Below are 19,534 nucleotides of genomic sequence, written 5' to 3'. Positions count from 1 at the left end.
TCGCAAAAATTGAGAAAGGTAGTGGACGATGACTGTTGCGCAGGATCCCGCCGCCGCGCCCGCCTGGACACCTCCGGCCTACGCGGACCCGGCCGGCTTCACCGAGCAGGAGCTCGACCTGACCGCCGACTCCGTCACGGTCGGCGGCACCCTGACGCTGCCCGCGGACGGCGCAGAACCGGCGACGGGGTCGTGCTGCTGACCGGCGGCGGGCCGCAGGACCGGGACGAGACCAGCGGGCCGAACAAGCCGCTGAAGGATCTCGCCTGGGGCCTGGCTGCTCGCGGGCTGGCGGTGCTCCGGTTCGACAAGCTCAGCTTCGTCCGGCCGGAGGCGATGCTCGAGCCCGGCTTCACGATGACCGGCGAGTACGTACCGCACGCGGTCGAGGCGGTCCGGCAGCTCAGCAGCCGGGTCGACCGGGTCTTCGTCGCGGGGCACAGCATGGGCGGGAAGATCGCCCCGCTGGTGGCGACCGTCGAACCGGCGGTTGCCGGCGTGGCCGTGCTGGCCGGCGACACCCAGCCGATGCACCATGCGCTGGTCCGGGTCGGGCGGCACCTGGCGGAGATCGCTCCCGAGTTGATCACCGGCGAGCAGGTGGCGGCGTTCGTCCGGCAGGCGGCGGCGGTGGACCAGCCCGACCTGTCGCCGGCGACGCCGGCAGCGGAACTCCCGTTCGGCGTGGCCGCGGAGTTCTGGCTCGACCAGCGAGCCTACGATCCGGCGGCCACTGCCGCGGCGCTGGACCGGCCGATCTTGATCATGCAGGGCGGCCGGGACTACCAGGTGACGGTGGCCGACGACCTGCCCGGCTGGCGGAACGCGCTGGCCCAGCGGGAGGACGTGACGATCCGGATCCTCGAGCGCGTCAACCATCAGTTCATCCTCGGCACCGGGCCGTCGACGCCCGCCGAGTATCAGCTCCCCGGTCACGTCGACCCGGAGGTGATCACCGTTCTGGTCGACTGGATCGCCTCCGTCTGACCGGCAGTACGGCTAACCTCGGATTCCCCGTACCCGAAGGAATCCCTCATGATCACCCTCCGTGGCCGCCGGTGCGCAGTCGCCGCCCTGCTCGGCGTGGCACTGTTGGTCACGGGCTGCGCGGTGCCGGCCGGCTCGCCCGGTCCGGAGCCGGCACCGAACGGTCCTGGATGGTGGCGGCCGAAGCCCGGCGAGGCCGCGGACTGGGACTGGCAGATCAGCGAGCCGTACGACGTCTCCGAGCCGCGGGCCATGTACGACCTGGACCTGTTCGACCTGGCGCCGGCCGGGTCGGAACTGCGCTACCCGGACGGCGACCTGATCAAGGTCCCGACCGGGCCGCTGGCCGGCACGATCGACGAGCTGCACGGACGGTCGCCGCGACCGGTGATCATCTGTTACGTCGACACGGGCGCCTTCGAGCACTACCGGCCCGACGCCGCCCGCTTCCCGGGCTATGCACGGCGGGTCGCGGAGATCCCGAACCGGCCGCGCCGGCCCGGACCCGGGTCGGTGATCGGCTGGGACACCGGCTGGGACGGCGAACGGTGGCTGGATCTGCGGCCCGGCTCCCGGGAACGCTTCGCGGAGCTCATCTGGGCCCGGTTCGATCTTGCCGCGCGGATGGGCTGCGACGGCATCGAACCGGACCAGAACAATCCGCGCGGCAACGACCCGGGCTTCCCGATCGCGCAGGCCGACCAGGTCTCCTGGTATCGCGAGGTCGCCGCCCAGGCGCATGCCCGCGGACTGTCGGTCGGGATGAAGAACGGCCACGACGATCCCGGGACGGCGGTGCCGTTGGTCGACCACTTCGACTGGGCGCTGCCGGAGGAGTGCGTGGAGTTCGACGAGTGCGCCGAGCTGGACGTGTTCGTCGAGCGGGGCAAGGCGGTCTTCGCGGTCGACTATCCGGCCGCCGGGAAACCCAGCGAGATCTGCGCCGTCCATCGCCGGCACGGCTTCGACGGGCTGGCCAAGGACGAACCGCCGACCGCGGCGATGCGGCACCAGTGCGGTCCCTGACGCCGCACGCTCTATCCTCGTCCGGTGATCGCGATCAGCCGTTTCCGGGTGCCGGTGGCCGAGGCCGCCGTCTTCGCCGACCGGGCGGCCGCCGCGGTCCGGGTGCTGGAGGCCGCGAAGGGCTTCCGCAGCGTCGATTTCGGCCGCAACCTGGACGATCCGGAGTTGTGGACGATCACCACCCGGTGGGTCGGCGTCGGCTCCTACCGGCGGGCGCTGCAGGGCTTCGAGGCGAAGTCGGTCGTGGTGCCGCTGCTCTCGGCGGCGATCGACGAGCCGAGCGCGTACGACGACGCGGAGCTGGTCGGCGAAAACCAGGCCCGGGGTTCGGAGTCGGGGCCGTTATCCTGAGGCGTCGGTGCGAATCCGTACCGCAAGAAAATCCTTCATCACCGTATTGGAGCAAGCACGTGGCCGCCGCAAGTCGTCTGGACAATGTCACCAGCCTCTGCAAGAGGCGCGGATTCGTCTTTCCGGCCGGTGAGATCTACGGCGGTACGCGCTCCGCGTGGGACTACGGCCCGCTCGGTGTCGAACTGAAGGAGAACATCAAGAAGCAGTGGTGGCGGTCCGTCGTGACCTCGCGGGACGACGTCGTCGGCCTGGACTCGTCGGTGATCCTGCCGACGCCGGTCTGGCACGCGTCCGGCCATCTGGATGTCTTCACGGACCCGCTGGTCGAGTGCCTCAGCTGCCATCGCCGGTTCCGGGCCGATCACCTGCAGGAGGAGTACGCGGAGCGCAAGGGGATCGCCAACCCCGACGACGTGCCGCTGACCGACGTCCCGTGCCCGCACTGCGGCACTCGCGGCCAGTACACCGAGCCGCGCAACTTCAACGGGATGCTCAAGACCTACCTGGGCGTGGTCGAGGACGAGTCCGGCCTGCACTACCTGCGCCCGGAGACCGCGCAGGGCATCTTCGTCAACTTCGCCAACGTGGTGCAGACCACCCGGAAGAAGCCGCCGTTCGGGATCGGCCAGGTCGGCAAGTCGTTCCGGAACGAGATCACGCCGGGCAACTTCATCTTCCGGACCCGCGAGTTCGAGCAGATGGAGATGGAGTTCTTCGTCGAGCCGGGCACGGACGAGAAGTGGCACCAGTACTGGATCGATGCCCGCACCGACTGGTACGTCGACCTCGGCATCGACCGGGACAACCTGCGGCATTACGAGCATCCCAAGGAGAAGCTGTCGCACTACTCGACCCGGACCGTCGACATCGAGTACCGGTTCGGCTTCGCCGGCAGCGAGTGGGGCGAACTTGAGGGCATCGCCAACCGGACCGACTTCGATCTCAGCACGCACAGCAAGCACTCCGGCCAGGACCTGTCGTACTTCGACCAGGCCAAGAACGAGCGCTACACGCCGTACGTGATCGAGCCGGCGGCCGGCCTGACCCGTTCCCTGATGGCGTTCCTTGTCGACTCCTATGTCGAGGACGAGGCGCCGAACACCAAGGGTGGCGTGGACAAGCGGACCGTGCTGAAGCTTGATCATCGGCTGGCGCCGGTGAAGGCCGCGGTGCTGCCGCTGTCCCGCAACGAGGCCCTGTCGCCGAAGGCTCGTGATCTTGCCGCCGAGCTGCGGAAGAACTGGAACGTCGACTTCGACGACGCCCAGGCGATCGGCCGCCGCTACCGCCGGCAGGACGAGATCGGCACGCCGTATTGCATCACGGTCGACTTCGACACCCTCGATGATCATGCCGTGACCGTGCGCGAGCGGGATTCGATGGCGCAGGAGCGGGTGTCGCTGGACAAGATCACCGACTACCTGGCGACCAGGCTGATCGGCTGTTGATCATGGGTCCGCGGTAGGTCCGATGCGCCTGCAGTTCGGCTCGCGCGCGTCCGACTCGCCGTGGATCGCCTCCGTCTGGACCTGCCGCAGCGACCGGGTCTCGGAGATGACCTCGGTCGCCTCCGAGACCTGGGGCCTGGTGTTCTGGGAGCAGCAGGGCAGGGCGTACGCGGCCGTCAGCGGGCCGGAGAGCCGGACCGGGACCGCGCCCGTCCCCGAGGGCGCCACGTTCGTCGGCCTCCAGTTCGCGGTCGGCACCTCGTTGCGGATCGCGCCCGGACCGGCCCTGCTCGACGGCGGTCTCGAACTCCCCGACGCGACCCGGCGGACCTTCCGGCTGGACGGGGCCCGGTGGCCGACCCCGGGCGCCGACGACGCCGAGGCGTTGGTGGATCGGCTGGTCCGGCGGGGTGTCGTCGAGCGGGACCCGCTGGTCGCCGAGGTGTTGCGCGGCGGCCGGCCCCCGGTGACCGAGCGGACACTGGAGCGGCGGTTCCGGGCCGCGACCGGGTTGCGCCAGGGCGCCGTCCGGCAGATCGAACGGGCCCGTACCGCTGCCGTCCTACTCGGCGGCGGGGCGCCGGCCGCCGACGTCGTCGCCAAGCTGGACTACTACGACGAGCCCCACCTGGCTCGCGCGCTGCGCCGCTACGTGGGCCGGACCGCCGGTCAGTTGCGGGCCGGCGCCGGCGGAGCCATCGCGCTCGAGCTCGGTCAGCGCACGACGTCGTAGACGAGCTTGGCCACGCCGTTGGCGTAGCTGTCCGCCTCGCGCAGGCGCAGCTTCTGCCGGTCCCGGTCGGATCGCGGGAACACACTCTTGCCGGCGCCGAGCAGGACCGGGAAGACGAGCAGGTTGTACCGGTCGATCAGGTCGGCCTCGGCCAGCCGCAGGGCGAGCGTCGGGCTGCCGTGGATGAAGATCGCACCGCCCTCCTGCTGCTTCAACGCGGCCACGTCCTCGGTCGACCGGAGGATCGTGATCGCCCCCCAGCCGTCGACCAGCGCGTCGTCGGCCAGGCTCGACGAGACGACGTACTTCGGAATCTCCTTGTACGCCGCGTGATCCTCCGAGCCGGGCCAGATCGGCGCGAACGCCTCATAGCTGCGCCGGCCGAACATCAAGGCCGTCGTGTCCTCGAGCTCCTCGCCCTTCAGCGAGTACGCCTCCTCCGAGAACTCGACGTCGAACACCCACCCGCCGCCGCGATGCCCTTCGGACTCGCCGCCCGGCGAATCCATCACGCCGTCCAGCGACATGAATCCCGTCCAGACCAACTCACGTGCCACCGAAACCTCCTGATCGTGTTGCCGACAAGCCGACTCTAGGGCCGCAGCGCTGTCGAGTCTTGGACGAAACCGACGACGCTCGAGGGCTACGCTGAAGATCATGACCAGCGGCGGACAGCTGGCGCGCTGGGGGGCCGGGCCCGGGCCCGTGACTTCGATCGTCGCTACGGCAGGAATTCCGTCGACTTCTGGGTGTCCCGGTTCACCGAGCTCGGGCCGATCGGCTCGGGTGACCTCGTGCTCGACGTCGGCTGTGGCACCGGCGGCTTCGCGGTCGGCATGGCGGGGACGGGTGCGCGGGTGTTCGCGTGTGATCTTGTTCCGGACTTCGTCGACTTTGCGCGTGGGAAGGAGTCGCCGGTCACCTGGCTGGTCGCCGACGCCCAGAACCTGCCGCTCGCTGAACGCTCCGTGGACTGGGTGATCATGTCTCTTCTGCTGCACCGGCTGCCCGATCCGGCCCGCGATCACCGAGGCGCACCGCGTGCTCCGGCCCGGCGGATCGCTGTTGATCAAGACCATCGCACCGGCCGACGCGGCCGAACGCTGCCGTACCGGCTGTTTCCGACCATGGCCGCCGCCCAGCGGGCCCGACTGCCGGAGATCGTCATGATCACGGACTGGGCCACGGCCGCCGGCTTCACCGAACTGGTTCAGGAGCGAGTGGTTCGCGACCGTCTCACCGACGCGGCACGCCTTGCCGCCACAGTGCGCGCCGACGTCGAGATCCGATACCCCGATCTTCCTGCTGACGAGCTGGGGCGCGGCTTGCGATCGCTCGAGGAGCTCGCGACGTGGCACCTCGGCTGGTCGGAGCCACGCACGGCGACCCTGGTGCGCGCCATCGTCGGTAGCCTCCCTGGAATTCAGCCGCGACTCGGCGCGCCGGGGGCGACACGCCGTGATCGTGAGCTCGCGTGCTTGACTGGCGGCTGGATTCCAGGGTGGGCCGGTGGCGAAGTTGGCCGCCCGATCGGATTCAGATATTCTGAATTCATGGCCACCATGACCGCTGCTGAAGCATCGCGGAACTTCTCCGCGGTGCTCGACCGCGCCGAGCACGGGGAGACGATCACCATCGTGCGGCACGGACGCACGGTCGCGACGGTGTCGCCGGCTCCGCGGAAGACGGGTCGGGATCTACGGCTCGCGCTCGAGAAGGCTGATGCCCCGCCCTTCGACGATTCCTTCGAGGCGGACATTGCCGACGGTTTGTCCATCCTGACCGAAGACTTGAGGGATCCGTGGGCCGAAACCTGATCCTCGATACCGGGATTCTGGTCGCCTACGAGCGCGGCACCCTCGATCGGTCCATATTCGACGGCGACCAACTTGCCGTCGCACCAGTGACCGTCGCGGAGTTCCGAGTGGGAATCGAGCTGGCGGACAACCAAATCCGAGCTGCCGCTCGATCGCGGCGGCTGGAGGTGTTGCTCGCAGAGATCGACGTCCTGGACTACACCTTCCGGACGGCCACGTTCCATGCTCAACTCATCGCCCACACCCGCCGCGCCGGTTCGCCGCGTGGGCCACACGACATGATCATCGCAGCCCATGCCGCCGAGACCGGGAGAACAGTCGTCTCCCTGGACGCGAAGGCAAGGTTCGGAGATCTGCCGGGCGTTGTGGGGATCACGCCGTCATGACGGAAGCGGTCCAGACACGCAACGGGCTTCGGCTCGGGCCGCACCTGGTCGAGACGCCGGTGGTGCTCGCGCCGATGGCCGGGATCACCAACGCCGCGTTCCGTCAGCTGTGTCGGGAGCAGGGGGCCGGGCTGTACGTCTGCGAGATGATCACGTCGCGCGGCATCGTCGAGCGGGACCGCAAGACCGTGCAGATGCTGCAGTTCGACCCGGGGGAGCGGATCCGTTCGGTCCAGCTGTACGGCGTCGATCCCGCGATCATGGCCGACGCGGCGGAGATCCTCTGCAACGAGTACGGGGTCGGCCACCTGGACCTGAACTTCGGCTGCCCGGTGCCGAAGGTGACCCGCAAGGGCGGGGGCGCGGCGCTGCCGTACAAGCGGGACCGGCTGGCCGCCATCCTGCGGGCCACCGTCGCGGCCGGCGAGCGCTACGGCGTGCCGGTGACGATGAAGACCCGGATGGGCATCGACGAAGATCATCTCACCTACCTGGACGCCGGCCGGATCGCGGAGGACTCCGGCTGTGCGGCGATCGCGCTGCACGGCCGGACGGCCCGGCAGGCCTATTCCGGCGTGGCCGACTGGGAGGCGATCGCGAAGCTCAAGGCGGCGGTGAGCATCCCGGTGCTCGGCAACGGCGACATCTGGGAGGCGGCCGACGCACTGCGGATGGTCGAGCAGACCGGCGTCGACGGCGTGGTGATCGGGCGCGGCTGCCTCGGCCGGCCGTGGTTGTTCCGTGATCTTGCCGATGCCTTCGCCGGCCGGCCGACCCGGACCCTGCCGCGGCTCGGCGAGGTCGCGATCATGGTCCGCCGGCATGCGGAACTGCTGGCCGGGTTGAGCAACGAGCGGCACGGGCTGACCGACCTGCGCAAGCACATGGCCTGGTATTTCAAGGGATTCCCGGTCGGCAGCGAGGTGCGGCGGCAGCTCGGCCTGATCACCAGCTTCGATGATCTTGATCGTGCGCTGGGCCAGTTGGACCCGGACGAGGAGTTCCCGGTCGGTGAGCTCGGGCTGCCGCGCGGGCGGCAGGGTTCGCCGCGGGACCGGGTGGCGCTGCCGGAGGGGTGGCTGGACGACGCCTCGGGTCGCGATCTCGATCTGGCCGCCGCGGAGATCGGCGTCTCGGGTGGCTGATGGCACGGCTCGGCTCGTCCGGCGGATCCTGATCATCGTCGGCGTCGGACTCGGCGGTGCCCTGGTCTGGGCGATCATCTTCGGACTGTCGCTGATCGTCGACGCCGAGGACCCCGACGACTTCGTCGAGCAGGCGACCTTCCGTACCGAGAAGGTCGTTGCGACCGCGGGGACCGCAACGGCGGACGGCCACTGCTCGGAGAGCAAGGACGCCAACGGCGTGACCCACCGGCACGGCACCTCGTACCGGATCGACCTCACCTGGACCGGCCGAGACCAGCAGCAGCACACCGGCGAGATGACCTCCTGCGAACCGCCGGCCGCCGGCTCGCAGGTGACGGTCTGGGTGACGTCGCGGGGTACGGTCTACAACCGTTCCCCGCTGGCGATGTACGTGTCGGTCCCGATCGCGGCCGTGATCTGCGCGGCCGGCGCCTGGGGCTGGACCCAGCTGACCCGGAAGGACCGCCCGACGGCGCGCACGTCGAAGGGGCCGAGCGCCCGCCTGCGCCGGCTGCGGCGGGCCCGGGCTAAGCGTCGCTGACCGCTCTACGGAGGCGATTGCGAGCCCGGCTGGCGAACCGGCACGCGCCGGCGGTCGCCACGGCGACGGCGATCATGAACCCGACCCAGGCGATGTTGATCACCGGCAGTGCCGCCGAGACTTCGGCCAGCGAAGGGTACGGCGTCGCACTCACCCGGTTCAGCGCGAACAGCCACTCCCCGCAGACGACGCCGAACCCGGCCAGCACCAGGCAGAGCCGGCCGGCCGGATCGGCAGCCGCGGGCGCCGGATCGGGCGGGCGACCGGGATCGACCGGCGCGTTGATCAGCCGGGTCAGCGTGATCAGCCCGGCGACCGCCCGGATCAGCCGCACCAGGAGATTGGCCACCGCCGCTGTGACGATCATGGCGCCGCCGATGATCACCAGCCAGACGATCACGGACTCCAGCACCGGCCCGTACCGCTCCCGCTCCGAGTCCGGATAGCGGAGCCACCGGGCGGCCAGCAGGGCGATGGTGCCCAGCACGTAAAGCCAGGACACGGGACGGAACCGGCCCTGCTCCCGCCCGGTGCCGAGTGACTGGCGCAGGGACGTCGGCTCGGGAGTCAGTTGATCATCCAGCAGCGGTAGCCGGGTGGCCCGCCAGCGGCGATCCGCGAGTACCAGGAACGGGATCGCCACCAGACCGGGAACCAGGATCCCGCCCGCGATGATCAATGCCGTGCGCAAGCCGAGCTGATCCGAGAGCGCGAGGGGTGCGGGCGAGACGAGCAGCACGCCGATGGCCGGGATCATCGAGATCAGGTACGGCCTCCGGCTGACCGGCCCGCGCGGATCGGGCACCACGAGCCGGGACCCGGGCTCTGCCGCAGCCCTGATCAGCAGCCCGGCCAGCGTGACCTGCTGGGCCGTCCGGGCCGGACCGAGCAGGAGCAGGCCGAGACCCCACCCGACGAGTGTCGGCACCAGGGCCTCGAGTGCCAGCCGGTGGACCGGCCAGCCTGGCGGCAGAACCTCGGGGCCCTCCTCGAGGAACAGGCCGATCGCCAGCACCAGCAGGAAGCTGATCATGCTCGCCACCGTCGTGGCCTGGGCGAGCCTGAACAGGGTGTGGGCGATCATGAACGCCGGGCCGGGCTTCGGCTCGGCCCGCGACGGAGAGGTCACCGGCCGATCCTAGAAGAGTGGCGTCGAACACGTTCCCTGAGCCTGTCGAAGGGCAAGGTCGGATCCGGTGTGGCACGGCGACAGGCTCAGTGCGCGTTCGACGCCAGCTCCCTGGCCTGGGTCAGGCCGCGAGGTCCGGACCGGGGAACAGCGGCGGCGCGAGCCGGGCGAACCCGACCTGGCGGTGGTAGGGGAAGTGCGGATAGGGCGGCAGCCGGTAGCTGACCGCGTCCAGTCGGGCGACGTGCTCCGGATCCAGTCGCCAGCCGGTGGCGCCGAGGTTGTGCCGGAGCTGGTCGGCGTCCCTGGCACCGATGATCACCGACGCGACGGTCGGCCGGTTGATCAACCAGTTCAGGGCCAGTTGGGGCACCGAACGCCCGGTCTCGGCGGCAAGGTCGAGCAGGACGTCCACCACGTCGTACAGCAGCGCGTCGTCCACCGGCGGGCCGAAGTCGGCCGTGGTGTGCAGTCGGCTCCGCTCCGGCAGTGGTTGATCACGGCGGATCCGGCCGGTCAGCCGACCCCAGGCGAGCGGGCTCCAGACCAGCGCGCCGACCTGTTGATCAAGGCCGAGCGGCATCAGCTCGGCCTCGTAGTCGCGGCCGGCCAGGGAGTAGTACACCTGGTGCGCGACGTAGCGGGACCAGCCGTGATCATCACTGGCCTGCAGCGACTTCATCAGTTGCCAGCCGGCGAAGTTCGAGGCGCCGACATAGCGGATCTTGCCGTCCTGGACCAGCTGGTGCAGCGTGCTCAGCACCTCCTCCACCGGCGTGCCGGCGTCGAAGCCGTGCACCTGGAACAGGTCCAGATGATCGGTGCCGAGCCGGCGCAGCGCCGCCTCGACCGCACCGATCAGCCGGGATCGCGACGTTCCGGCCTCGGACGGGCCGGGGCCGGTCGGCAGGCCGGCCTTGGTCGAGAGCAGCACCTGGTCCCGGCGGCCGCGGATCGCGGCGCCGAGGATCTCCTCGGACGCGCCGTCGGAATAGACGTCGGCGGTGTCGATCATGATCGCGCCGGCGTCGACCGCGATGCTGATCAACTCTCTGGCCTCGGCGACCTGCGTGCTGCCCCAGCCACTGAACAACGGACCGCGGCCGCCGAACGTCCCCGCACCGAAGCTCAGCACCGGCACCCTGAGCCCGGACCGACCGAGTTGTCGGAACTCCATGATCATCCTCCTATTGATACGCTGATCTCGTTAGAAGAATGCGTCGGAAGCGTCGCGCGGAACAACCGGGAGTCTCATTAAGCATGGTGAACGCGATGGAACGGCCGGGCGGGCGGACCGCCCGAGTCCGGCGCGCGGTGATGGTCGCGACCGAGGACGTGATCGTCGAGCACGGGCCGGCCGGGATCGAGCTCGGCGACATCGCGCGGCGGGCCGAGGTCGGCCGGGCCACCGTCTACCGACGCTGGCGTACGGCCTCGGGCCTGATCGCCGACCTCCTCGCCGACATGGCGGACCGGTCCGAGCCCCGGTCCCGGACTGGCCGGCTCGAGACGGACCTGCTGGCCAACGCCCGCCTGGTCCAGCGCACCCTGAACAGCCGGCGGCAGGGCCCGATCTTCCGCGCCGTGATCGCCGCCGCCGCGACCGACCCCGAGTGCGCGCAGGCGCTGCACGACTTCTACCGGACCCGGCTGCGGACCTGGGCACCGTGCGTCGTCGAGGCCATCGACCGCGGCGAGGCGCCGCCCGGCACCGACCCGGTCGCCGTGATCATGGCCGTCTCGGCCCCGCTGTACTACCGCCTGCTGCTGTCCGATCAACGCCTGGACCGGGCGGCCGTCGAGCAGGCCGTCGCGGTCACCCTGGCCGGGGTCCGCGCCGGTGCGTTCGCCGCGAACCGAACGGTTACGCTCGGCGGGTGAGCGATCCCGAGATCACCGCCCGGGCCCGGGCGTGGGCCGAGACGATGGCCGGTCATGATCATGACGGTGTCGTACGGGCCCACAGCGACTCGTCCCTGCGGGTGCGGCCGGCGCCGCTGGTGAACCGGGAACTGCGGGAGGAACGGGAGCGGCTGCTGCTGCGGCCGGGCGCGACCGTCGCGCAGGGAGCCGGGCACCGAGCGCGGCAGGAGGCGCCGGACCCGGAACGGACCTGTTTCGAGCGGGACCGGGACCGGATCGTCCACTCCGCCGCGTTCCGCCGGCTGGCCGGCAAGACCCAGGTCGTCGTCCATCCCACCGACCACCAGCGGACCCGGTTGACCCATGCGATCGAGGTGGCCCAGGTGGCGAGGTCGATCGCCCGTTCGGCCGGCGTCAACGTCACCCTCGCCGACGCGATCGCGCTCGGTCACGACTGCGGTCACGGGCCCGGCGGCCACGCCAGTGAGGACGCGTTCGACGCCTTCATCCCGGAGGGGTACGACCACGGCCCGTGGGGCGCGGACGTCGTGCTGTCCGGGCTGAACCTGTGCGCCGAGACGCTGGACGGGATCCGCAACCACTCCTGGTCGCGGCCGGCGCCGAGCACGATCGAGGGAGAGATCGTCAGCTGGGCCGACCGGATCGCGTACTGCGCCCACGATCTCGAGGACGCCGTCCACGCCGGCATCGTCACCCTGGACGACGTACCGAAGCAGGTGGCCGAGGTCGCCGGCCGGACCCGGCGCGAGCAACTCGGGACGTTCATCCGGGCCGTCGCCAACACGATCGACCGGTACGGGACGGTCGGCATGGAACCGGCCGAGGCGGCCGCGCTGGCCGAGCTGCGTACCTTCAACTACGAGCGGATCTACGTCCGGCCCGCCTCGCGGGAGCAGTCCCGTGCGGTGATCGAGGTGCTGCACGCCCTGGTCGAGTACTACGCGGCCCATCCCGACGCGATGCCGGAGCCGCCGGACGACGACGCCGGCACCGAGACGGCGGTCCGCGCGGCCGTCACGTACGTGGCCGGGATGACCGACCGGTACGCGTTCACGACGGCGGTCGCCGAGCTCGGCTGGGATCCGGAGCGGCTGCCGCAGGGGATCGATCACGGCGAGTGATCACGTTCACCGATTGAAAACCTCGGGCCCCTGCCGGCCGGCCGGGCGTTGGTCCGTCCTACGATGATGATCATGTTCTCGAACCTGAGCGCGGGCGCTCTCGGACTGTCCCTCGACCATCCCACGGCCATCGACCTCGCCGAGAAGCACGGCTTCGGTGGTGTCGATCCCGATCTCGGGTTCCTGCGAAGTCTCGACGGTACGGCTGCGATCGCCGAACATGCCGCGGCCGTCCGGGAGCGTGGCCTGCAGTGGGGCATCACCGGGCTGCCGGTGCCGCTGACCGCGCCGGCCGAGGAGTTCCGGGCCGCGCTGGCCGACCTGCCGGCCACTCTCGAACTGCTCACCGCCGCCGGCGTGACCTCGGTCGGCACCTGGCTGCGACCGATGCACGACGACCTGAACTACCGGCGCAACTGGGTGCTGCACGTCAGCCGGCTCAACCTGGTCGGCGAGCTGCTGGCCGACGCGGGCCTGCGGCTCGGCCTGGAGTACATCGGCCCGAAGACGTTCTGGTCGACCGAGCGCTTCCCGTTCCTGCACTCGCTCGGTGAGGCGCGGGAGCTGATCGCCGAGGTCGGCCGGCCCAACATCGGCCTGATCCTGGACACCTACCACTGGTACACGGCCGGCGAGACCGCGGCCGACCTGGCCGGGCTGACCGACGCCGACATCGTCTCGGTCGACATCAACGACGCCCGGGACGACCGGGAACGCGACGAGCAGATGGACCTGGACCGCCGGCTGCCCGCCGCGACCGGCGTGATCGACCTGCCCGGCTTCATGAACGCGGTCCGGGCCGCCGGCTACACCGGCCCGGTCAAGGTGGAGCCGTTCATGAAGTCGCTGGCCGAACAGCCGGTGGACGAGGTGCTGGCCGACGTCTCCCAGCGCCTCCGCGACGCGATCAACGCCTGACCCACCAGCCACCTCACGAGCTTTCCTGGCGCTTTACCCAAGAAGCTTCTCGTGCAATGTGCCAGTTTTTCACGTTAACGTGAAAAACTGACGGGGCTCGCGGAGGTAAGTTTTGGGATGAAAGAAAATGCCCGAGCGGGGCAGGGTTTGGCGCTAGGGTTTGGCCTGGGCGGAGGGTACCGCCGCGGAGGTCGAGCCGAGGAGAGCCGTGCCGGAACGAGTCGATTGCCTGATCCACCTGCGCACCGAGGCGGTCTCGGTGATCATCGACGGCTCGGCGGGCCGGCTGCCGGCCATCGCCTACTGGGGCGCCGATCTGGGTGAGTTGACTCCGGCCGACGTGACGGCCGTGGTCGGCGCGGGCGCTCGGCCGGGACCGTTGGCCGATCAGGGCGTCCCGACCGGACCGGCGCTGCTGCCGGAGCTGTGGACCACCTGGACCGGCCGGCCGGGGCTGAGCGGCTCGCGGAACGGCCGGGACTGGTCGCCGAAGTTCACGACGACCGGGGTCAGCGTCGCCGGCGAGGTGAGCGAACAGGGCGCCGTGATCAGCGGCGGAGCCGCCGTCGTCGAGTTCCGGGCGGTCGATCCGGCCGCCGGCCTGGACCTGGTGATCACCGTCGAGCTGACCGCGGGCGGGTTGCTGCGCAGCCGCGCCGAGGTGATCAACGCGGGCGCGGAGCCGTACCAGCTGGACGATCTGGTGCTGGCCTACCCCGTGCCCGAACGGGGCCGGGAGATCCTCGACTTCGCCGGGCGCTGGGCGAAGGAGCGCACCCCGCAACGGCGCGAGCTGACGGTGGGCACACATCTGCGCGAGGGCCGCCGCGGCCGGACCGGGGCGGACGCGGCCACGGTGCTGCACGTCGGGACGCCGGGCTTCGGCTTCGCCGACGGCGAGCTCTGGGCCGTCCACGTCGGCTGGAGCGGCAACCACACCCACTACGCGGAACGGCTCGCGAACGGCGAGCAGGTGGTCGGCGGCGGCGAGCTGCTGCTGCCCGGAGAGGTCCGGCTCGCCGCGGGGGAGTCGTACACCAGTCCCTGGCTGTACGGCAGCTACGGCGTCGGTCTGGACCAGGTGGCGCGCCGGTTCCACCGCTACCTGCGCAGCCGTGATCAACATCCCGACCGGGACCGCCCGGTGACGCTGAACGTCTGGGAGGCGGTCTATTTCGATCATGACACCGACCGGCTGATCGACCTGGCCGAGCGGGCGGCGGCCCTCGGCGTCGAGCGGTACGTGCTCGACGACGGCTGGTTCGGCGCGCGTCGCAATGATCATGCCGGCCTCGGTGACTGGACGGTGTCCGCCGACGTCTGGCCGGACGGGCTGCACCCGCTGATCAACCGGGTCCGCGAACTCGGCATGGAGTTCGGACTCTGGTTCGAACCGGAGATGATCAATCTCGATTCCGACGTCGCCCGGGCCCACCCGGAATGGGTGATGGCGACCGGCGACCGCCTCCCGGTCGAGCACCGGCACCAGCAGGTGATCAATCTCGGCATCCCCGAGTGCTACGCCTACCTGCGCGACGCGATCAACGCACTGCTGGACGAGTACCCGATCGGCTACATCAAGTGGGACCACAATCGCGACCTGATCGATTCCGGTACGGCTCCGGAGGGTCGGCCGGGCGTGCATGCGCAGACCGAGGCCGTGTATCGCCTGATCGACGAACTCAAGGCCGCCCATCCGGGTCTGGAGATCGAGTCCTGCTCGTCCGGCGGGGCCCGGGTCGATCTCGGCATCCTGGAGCGGACCGACCGGGTCTGGCTCTCGGACTGCATCGATCCGCTGGACCGGCAGCAGATGAACCGGTGGACGACCCAGTTGATCCCGCCGGAGCTGATGGGGTCGCACATCGCCTCGGGCCGCTCGCACACCACCGGCCGCCGGCACGACCTCTCGTTCCGGGCCGGCACCGCCGTGTTCGGGCATCTCGGCATCGAGTGGGACCTGGCCGAGGCGACCGAGGACGAGCTCGCCGAGCTGGGCGGCTGGATCGAGTTCTTCAAGGCCCAGCGCGGACTGCTGTTCGGCGGCGACCTGGTCCGGATCGACTATCCGGACGCGTCGATCCACGCGCACGGTGTCGTCGCGCCGGACCGGCGGACGGCGATCTTCGCGGTGGCCGCGGTCGGCCGGTCGGAGGTCGAGTCGGTCGGCCGGATTCCGTTGCGTGGCTTGGATCCCGATCTTCGCTATCGGGTCGAGCCGGTCATGGCCGACCCGGCGGCGGTCGGCCGCGCCCGCGATCCCTGGTTCGTGCCGCTCCCGGAGCCGGTGCCCGGTTCGGCCTTGATCGGCGCCGGGCTGCGGGTCTCGGACCTGCGTCCGGAGCACGTCGTCCTGGTCCGCGTCGAGGCCGTCGAGGCGAGCTGACGAGCCGCCGATGACTGCTGCGCCGCGGCTGGACAAGACCGCGCAGAGCGTCGCTCTGGCGGTGCTCCGGCACGGCCCGATCGCGCGCGCCGAACTGGCCCGGCGGCTCGGCCTGTCCAGCCCGTCGCTGACCCGGCTGACCAAGGAGTTGATCAAGGCCCGGCTGATCCGGGAGCGGCCGGCCGAGCAGCGCGCCGCGACCGGCCGGCCGTCGCTGCCACTGGAGATCAACGGCGAGGCGGCGCAGTTCATCGGGATCAAGATCGTCGCCGGCACCGCGTACGGGGTCGTCACGGACCTGCGCGGCACCGTCCTGGAGCGACGCCGGATCGGCAGCCGGGCCAGGGTCCCGAGCAGCTTCCTCGGCCGGGTCGCGGAGTTGATCACCGGGTTCCGGGCCGATCATCCGCGGGTCGCCGGCATCGGTGTCGGTATCGGCGGTCCGGTGCTGGACGGCAGCATCGTGCAGCACGCGCACTTCCTCGGCTGGGGCGAGGTCGACGTCGGCGCGATCCTGTCTTCGGCGGTCGGGCTGCCGGTCACCGTGCACAACGACGTCAAGGCCCTGACCCTGGCCCAGCACTGGTTCGGGGCCGGCCGCGGCTGCCGGTCCCTGGTCGTGATCACCGTCGGCGTCGGTTTCGGTTGCGGACTGGTGATCAACGACGCGCTGGTCGACGGTGATCGCGGGATCTCCGGCGAGGTCGGGCACTGGCAACTGCTCGCCGACGGGCCGGAGTGCGGGCTCGGCCATCGGGGCTGCGCCTCGGTCCTGCTGACCTCCTCGGCGCTGGCCCAGTTGGCCGGGAAGGCCGCCGGCACGACGTTCACGTTCGCCGAGTTCCTCCGGCTGGCCCGGGAGGGCGACCCGACGGTCGGCATGGTGCTCGACACCTCCGCGTACCAACTGGGGCTGTTGGTGGCCCGGATCGCCGATCTGGTCGCGCCGGAGCGGATCGTGCTCTGCGGGGACGGGGTCGAGTTCGCCATGATCGGGGCAGAGGCGGTCTGGAACGGGCTGCGTGATCATCGCAGCGTCCTCGCCGAGGAGGACGATCTGATCATGGAGGAGCTCGACTTCTACGACTGGGCCCGCGGCGGAGCGGCGCTGGCCATCCGGCGCTATCTGCTCGGCTGACCTCGGCTCAGGGTACGAGAGCGGTCCGCAGGTCCTTCGGCAACAGCAGCCCGGCCCGGATCAGCCGGTCGCCCACGACGACGCAGATCGTCTGCGCGGCGAGCAGTCCGACCAGCACGATCAACTGCGCCGCGCCGGCCTGGAGCGGCGTGCCACCGCCGAGCAGGACGCCGACGAACGCGCCCGGCAGCGTGACCAGCCCGACCGTCCGCGTCTGGTCCAGCCCGGGGACCAGCGCCTCGATCCGGTGCCGTTCGGTGACCTCCGCGATCGCCACCGGCCGCGGCAGGCCGATCGACAGCGCCGCCTCGTACAGTCCATGATCATCCCGCAACGCGCCGAACAGTCGCCGGCCGAGCAGGCTGTGCGCGGTCATGGTTCCGCCGATGATGATCCCGGCCAGCGGCACCAGCGACGGCCCGTTCCACGGCACCGTGCCGGACAGGAAGATCACCACCAGCACCGGGACCACGCCGCTGGCGATCGCGAGGGCGGCCCAGGGCCAGGCCCGCGGTGCGCCGATCCGCCGTGCTGACGTACCGACCGCGACCCCGAACATCACCACCGCGAAGATCAATGACCAGACCAGGTGGCTGAGCACCGCCGTGATGATCAAGGAGACCACCGCGAGCTGAACCACCGCCCGGCCCGCGGCAACTGGCAGTTGTCCCCGCGCCGCCAGCCGGCCGAACGTCGCCGCCACCAGCGCCAGCCCGACCAAGATCACCACGGCGATCGCGAGCCGCAGCGGGTCCGGGGTGGTCGTCACAGCCCGACGATAGGGCAGCGCCCCTCAGGCCCGCAGGACGTGGCGGACGAACCAGGTGGTGAAGGGCCGCAGCACGGTCACCGCGGCCCGGGCCTGATCGAGGGCCGCGGGGGTGTGCAGCCAGTCTTCGGAGCCCAGCGGGACGTCCGTGGACAGCGAGCGGTGCCGGAGCAGGTCCGCCCGCGGGTGATCGGCCGGGAAGCCGCGCGGCAACCGCTTCAGCGGGCCGCCGATCAGCGAGCGGACCGGTTCGGGCAGTTCGTGCAGCAGGCCGCTGAGTTCGGCGCCGCTGGCGTCGTCCGCTACCGCCGCCCGGTAGCGGTGCAGGTGAGCCGGTTCCGCCGGCCACCAGTTCCCGCTCAGGCACAGCCCGTCCAGATCGAACCGCAGCCCTACGGTGACGTTGCGGCCGAACGGACGGCCGCGAACTGGTGCTGCCACCGCCCGTAGTGCGGCGACACGAAGCCCTCGACGGTGAAGTCGTCGCAGGCCTCGTCGACGTCGGCCAGGTCCTGCAGCAGCGCGATCATCGGCCGGCGGACCAGCCGCTCCCGCGCCGGCCGGCAGCGCTCGCGTACCGCCGCGGGAGGGTCGCCGTCGAGTTCCAGCAGGACGTCGTACGCGGCCGCCGGCCAGCCCGTGAACCGTCGTCCCATGCCACCATCGTGCCCGGTCGACGCGATCCAGGCGATCCGGTCGTCGTAGACGGGCGTCATGTCACCCACGTGTCCTGCAGAGCTTGACCGACGAGCTCTGAGGGCACCGGGTAGGCGTAGTAGCGGATTCCCATGCCGGTGACTCTGCAGCCGCCGGCAGGTTTCCGTCGCCCATCGAGAAAGTCTGTGGACAACGAGATTCGCTGCCGTTCCGCTGTGGATAGAGACGTACGGGCCGTCGGATCCGCGGTACCGCACGTGCGGTCGCGGTCCTTGCGCGATGCTGTGCGGGTGAACGAATCCGGTGAGCTGGAGCGGGCGATCGAGGTCTTCGTCCGCGGGTTCGGCCTCGCCCGCAGCCGGACCTATCCCTACGCCGCCGAGCGTGTCGGGCGCGGCTGGGTGCTGCGGGACGAGCCGCGCCGGGATCCCGCGAAGTACCGCCGCGAGGAGTGGGTCGGGCACGGGCTGGCGCCGGCGGCCCTGTACCAGCTGGCGGAGACACACACCCGCGGCCGGTACGCGCTGTGCGTGGTCCGGGCCGACGGCGAGGACCCGGAGCCGATCAGATCCGCCTACCGCGACCTCGGCTTCCGGCTCGGCGGCGCCGAACCGTTCCTGCAACACCGGCTGGCCGACCTGCCGGACCCGGACCCGTCGATCCCGATCGAGCGGGTCGGCACTCGCGCCCAAGCCGAACGGCTCCGGACGGCCGGCGGGCCGCGGCTGCCCGCGCAAGCCTTTGCCGCGGACGGGACGTTTCGGCAGTACCAGGCGGTGCTGGACGGCGTGCCGGTCGGCTGGGTCGCCAGCATCGAAGTGCCCGCCGGCGGCTCCGAGCCGGGCACGTCGGCCTGGTGCTCGGAGATGTTCGTCGCCCCGACCCACCGCCGCCGCGGCATCGGCCGGGCCCTGCTGGCCCGAATGCTCAGGGACGACCGCGACCGCGGCCTCCGCCGCTCGGTGCTGAGCGCCAGCCAGGCCGGCGCCCTGCTCTATCCGACCGTCGGGTACGAACGCCTCGGCGAACTGCTCGTCTACACCCCGATCCGCCGAGCCCATCCGAGGGTCGACGGTCTCCGGCCCCGCTGAG

Annotated in this window: 22 protein-coding genes; 16 read left to right on the top strand and 6 right to left on the bottom strand. The window is 70.8% G+C overall.

All coding sequences use genetic code 11. The features are described from left to right. Positions 1-28 precede the first annotated feature (28 nt). Genes AC6CCG_RS29005 through AC6CCG_RS28980 form a run of 6 tightly spaced genes read left to right on the top strand, consistent with a single transcriptional unit; the run spans position 29 to position 4,548 of the window. Complete coding sequence (locus AC6CCG_RS29005) at positions 29-202, top strand: hypothetical protein (RefSeq protein ID WP_496658264.1); 174 nt, start codon at positions 29-31, stop codon at positions 200-202. Further along, positions 193-987 carry an alpha/beta hydrolase family protein gene (locus tag AC6CCG_RS29000; protein ID WP_496658263.1) on the top strand — a complete coding sequence of 265 codons (795 nt, stop codon included), beginning with the start codon at positions 193-195 and terminating at the stop codon, positions 985-987. The genes AC6CCG_RS29005 and AC6CCG_RS29000 overlap by 10 nt, the downstream gene beginning before the upstream one ends. Positions 988-1,035: 48 nt before the next feature. Further along, positions 1,036-2,013, top strand: coding sequence for an endo alpha-1,4 polygalactosaminidase (locus tag AC6CCG_RS28995; RefSeq protein ID WP_496658262.1), 978 nt, complete (start codon positions 1,036-1,038; stop codon positions 2,011-2,013). Positions 2,014-2,037: 24 nt separating this feature from the next. Beyond that, positions 2,038-2,364, top strand: a complete 327-nt coding sequence (locus AC6CCG_RS28990; protein WP_496658261.1) for an antibiotic biosynthesis monooxygenase — start codon at positions 2,038-2,040, stop codon at positions 2,362-2,364. A gap of 59 nt (positions 2,365-2,423) precedes the next feature. Then, positions 2,424-3,815, top strand: coding sequence for a glycine--tRNA ligase (locus AC6CCG_RS28985; RefSeq protein ID WP_496658260.1), 1,392 nt, complete (start codon positions 2,424-2,426; stop codon positions 3,813-3,815). Positions 3,816-3,837: 22 nt separating this feature from the next. Next, a complete protein-coding gene (locus AC6CCG_RS28980; RefSeq protein ID WP_496658258.1) occupies positions 3,838-4,548 on the top strand; it encodes a helix-turn-helix domain-containing protein in 711 nt (236 codons plus the stop codon). On the opposite strand, the gene AC6CCG_RS28975 is transcribed toward AC6CCG_RS28980, so the two are convergent. Beyond that, positions 4,530-5,105: a dihydrofolate reductase family protein gene (locus tag AC6CCG_RS28975; protein WP_496658257.1), complete on the bottom strand. Its 576-nt coding sequence runs from the start codon at positions 5,103-5,105 to the stop codon at positions 4,530-4,532. The genes AC6CCG_RS28980 and AC6CCG_RS28975 overlap by 19 nt on opposite strands. A gap of 192 nt (positions 5,106-5,297) precedes the next feature. Here AC6CCG_RS28975 and AC6CCG_RS28970 point away from each other — a divergent pair, with 192 nt between their 5' ends. The 4 genes from AC6CCG_RS28970 to AC6CCG_RS28955 are packed head-to-tail and all read left to right on the top strand — an operon-like array spanning position 5,298 to position 8,440. Further along, entirely contained in the window at positions 5,298-6,365 is a 1,068-nt protein-coding gene (locus AC6CCG_RS28970) for a type II toxin-antitoxin system prevent-host-death family antitoxin (RefSeq protein WP_496658256.1), read from the top strand. Continuing rightward, positions 6,350-6,751 carry a PIN domain-containing protein gene (locus AC6CCG_RS28965; RefSeq protein WP_496658255.1) on the top strand — a complete coding sequence of 134 codons (402 nt, stop codon included), beginning with the start codon at positions 6,350-6,352 and terminating at the stop codon, positions 6,749-6,751. The genes AC6CCG_RS28970 and AC6CCG_RS28965 overlap by 16 nt, the downstream gene beginning before the upstream one ends. Then, entirely contained in the window at positions 6,748-7,896 is a 1,149-nt protein-coding gene (gene dusB, locus AC6CCG_RS28960) for a tRNA dihydrouridine synthase DusB (RefSeq protein WP_496658254.1), read from the top strand. The genes AC6CCG_RS28965 and dusB overlap by 4 nt, the downstream gene beginning before the upstream one ends. Then, on the top strand, positions 7,889-8,440 hold the full coding sequence (locus AC6CCG_RS28955) for a hypothetical protein (protein ID WP_496658253.1): 552 nt from the start codon (positions 7,889-7,891) through the stop codon (positions 8,438-8,440). The genes dusB and AC6CCG_RS28955 overlap by 8 nt, the downstream gene beginning before the upstream one ends. On the opposite strand, the gene AC6CCG_RS28950 is transcribed toward AC6CCG_RS28955, so the two are convergent. Together AC6CCG_RS28950 and AC6CCG_RS28945 are read right to left on the bottom strand one after the other, a co-directional pair. Continuing rightward, positions 8,427-9,569, bottom strand: a complete 1,143-nt coding sequence (locus AC6CCG_RS28950; RefSeq protein ID WP_496658252.1) for a hypothetical protein — start codon at positions 9,567-9,569, stop codon at positions 8,427-8,429. The genes AC6CCG_RS28955 and AC6CCG_RS28950 overlap by 14 nt on opposite strands. A 121-nt stretch (positions 9,570-9,690) precedes the next feature. Further along, positions 9,691-10,752, bottom strand: coding sequence for an aldo/keto reductase (locus AC6CCG_RS28945; RefSeq protein ID WP_496658251.1), 1,062 nt, complete (start codon positions 10,750-10,752; stop codon positions 9,691-9,693). Positions 10,753-10,829: 77 nt separating this feature from the next. On the opposite strand from AC6CCG_RS28945, the gene AC6CCG_RS28940 reads away from it, so the two are divergent. The 5 genes from AC6CCG_RS28940 (at position 10,830) to AC6CCG_RS28920 (ending at position 17,016) form a co-directional block, all read left to right on the top strand. Further along, positions 10,830-11,450 (top strand): TetR/AcrR family transcriptional regulator, encoded by a 621-nt coding sequence (locus AC6CCG_RS28940; protein WP_496658250.1) that lies wholly within the window; start codon positions 10,830-10,832, stop codon positions 11,448-11,450. A 44-nt stretch (positions 11,451-11,494) separates the two neighbouring features. Next, positions 11,495-12,574: an HD domain-containing protein gene (locus tag AC6CCG_RS28935; protein WP_496658380.1), complete on the top strand. Its 1,080-nt coding sequence runs from the start codon at positions 11,495-11,497 to the stop codon at positions 12,572-12,574. Positions 12,575-12,646: 72 nt separating this feature from the next. Next, on the top strand, positions 12,647-13,492 hold the full coding sequence (locus AC6CCG_RS28930) for a sugar phosphate isomerase/epimerase family protein (protein WP_496658249.1): 846 nt from the start codon (positions 12,647-12,649) through the stop codon (positions 13,490-13,492). Positions 13,493-13,700: 208 nt separating this feature from the next. Then, positions 13,701-15,878, top strand: a complete 2,178-nt coding sequence (locus tag AC6CCG_RS28925; RefSeq protein ID WP_496658248.1) for an alpha-galactosidase — start codon at positions 13,701-13,703, stop codon at positions 15,876-15,878. A 10-nt stretch (positions 15,879-15,888) separates the two neighbouring features. Continuing rightward, positions 15,889-17,016 (top strand): ROK family protein, encoded by a 1,128-nt coding sequence (locus AC6CCG_RS28920; protein ID WP_496658247.1) that lies wholly within the window; start codon positions 15,889-15,891, stop codon positions 17,014-17,016. 7 nt (positions 17,017-17,023) lie between these two features. Here AC6CCG_RS28920 and AC6CCG_RS28915 read toward each other — a convergent pair whose 3' ends face one another. The 3 genes from AC6CCG_RS28915 to AC6CCG_RS28905 form a co-directional block, all read right to left on the bottom strand. Continuing rightward, positions 17,024-17,746 (bottom strand): ABC transporter permease, encoded by a 723-nt coding sequence (locus AC6CCG_RS28915; protein WP_496658378.1) that lies wholly within the window; start codon positions 17,744-17,746, stop codon positions 17,024-17,026. Between the two features lie 63 nt (positions 17,747-17,809). After that, a complete protein-coding gene (locus AC6CCG_RS28910) occupies positions 17,810-18,226 on the bottom strand; it encodes a DUF2461 family protein (protein ID WP_496658246.1) in 417 nt (138 codons plus the stop codon). Continuing rightward, the gene (locus AC6CCG_RS28905; protein ID WP_496658245.1) at positions 18,178-18,501 is read right to left on the bottom strand and encodes a hypothetical protein; all 324 of its coding nucleotides are present in this window, start codon (positions 18,499-18,501) and stop codon (positions 18,178-18,180) included. The genes AC6CCG_RS28910 and AC6CCG_RS28905 overlap by 49 nt, the downstream gene beginning before the upstream one ends. 231 nt (positions 18,502-18,732) lie before the next feature. Between AC6CCG_RS28905 and AC6CCG_RS28900 the strand changes: the two genes are divergently transcribed. Next, complete coding sequence (locus AC6CCG_RS28900; protein WP_496658244.1) at positions 18,733-19,533, top strand: GNAT family N-acetyltransferase; 801 nt, start codon at positions 18,733-18,735, stop codon at positions 19,531-19,533. The last annotated feature ends 1 nt before the right edge of the window (position 19,534 follow it).

It is taken from the genome of Microlunatus sp. YIM B11417, assembly GCF_059617205.1.
This window is presented reverse-complemented; position numbering and strand designations above follow the sequence as displayed.

What these genes read in the sequence shown, in the direction of transcription:
- AC6CCG_RS29005 (WP_496658264.1), top strand. Translation starts at nt 29, where the DNA reads ATGACTGTTGCGCAGGATCCCGCCGCCGCGCCCGCCTGGACACCTCCG.
- AC6CCG_RS28995 (WP_496658262.1), top strand. Translation starts at nt 1,036, where the DNA reads ATGATCACCCTCCGTGGCCGCCGGTGCGCAGTCGCCGCCCTGCTCGGC.
- AC6CCG_RS28980 (WP_496658258.1), top strand. Translation starts at nt 3,838, where the DNA reads ATGCGCCTGCAGTTCGGCTCGCGCGCGTCCGACTCGCCGTGGATCGCC.
- dusB (WP_496658254.1), top strand. Translation starts at nt 6,748, where the DNA reads ATGACGGAAGCGGTCCAGACACGCAACGGGCTTCGGCTCGGGCCGCAC.
- AC6CCG_RS28945 (WP_496658251.1), bottom strand. Translation starts at nt 10,752, where the DNA reads ATGATCATGGAGTTCCGACAACTCGGTCGGTCCGGGCTCAGGGTGCCG.
- AC6CCG_RS28940 (WP_496658250.1), top strand. Translation starts at nt 10,830, where the DNA reads ATGGTGAACGCGATGGAACGGCCGGGCGGGCGGACCGCCCGAGTCCGG.
- AC6CCG_RS28935 (WP_496658380.1), top strand. Translation starts at nt 11,495, where the DNA reads ATGGCCGGTCATGATCATGACGGTGTCGTACGGGCCCACAGCGACTCG.
- AC6CCG_RS28930 (WP_496658249.1), top strand. Translation starts at nt 12,647, where the DNA reads ATGTTCTCGAACCTGAGCGCGGGCGCTCTCGGACTGTCCCTCGACCAT.
- AC6CCG_RS28920 (WP_496658247.1), top strand. Translation starts at nt 15,889, where the DNA reads ATGACTGCTGCGCCGCGGCTGGACAAGACCGCGCAGAGCGTCGCTCTG.
- AC6CCG_RS28905 (WP_496658245.1), bottom strand. Translation starts at nt 18,501, where the DNA reads ATGACGCCCGTCTACGACGACCGGATCGCCTGGATCGCGTCGACCGGG.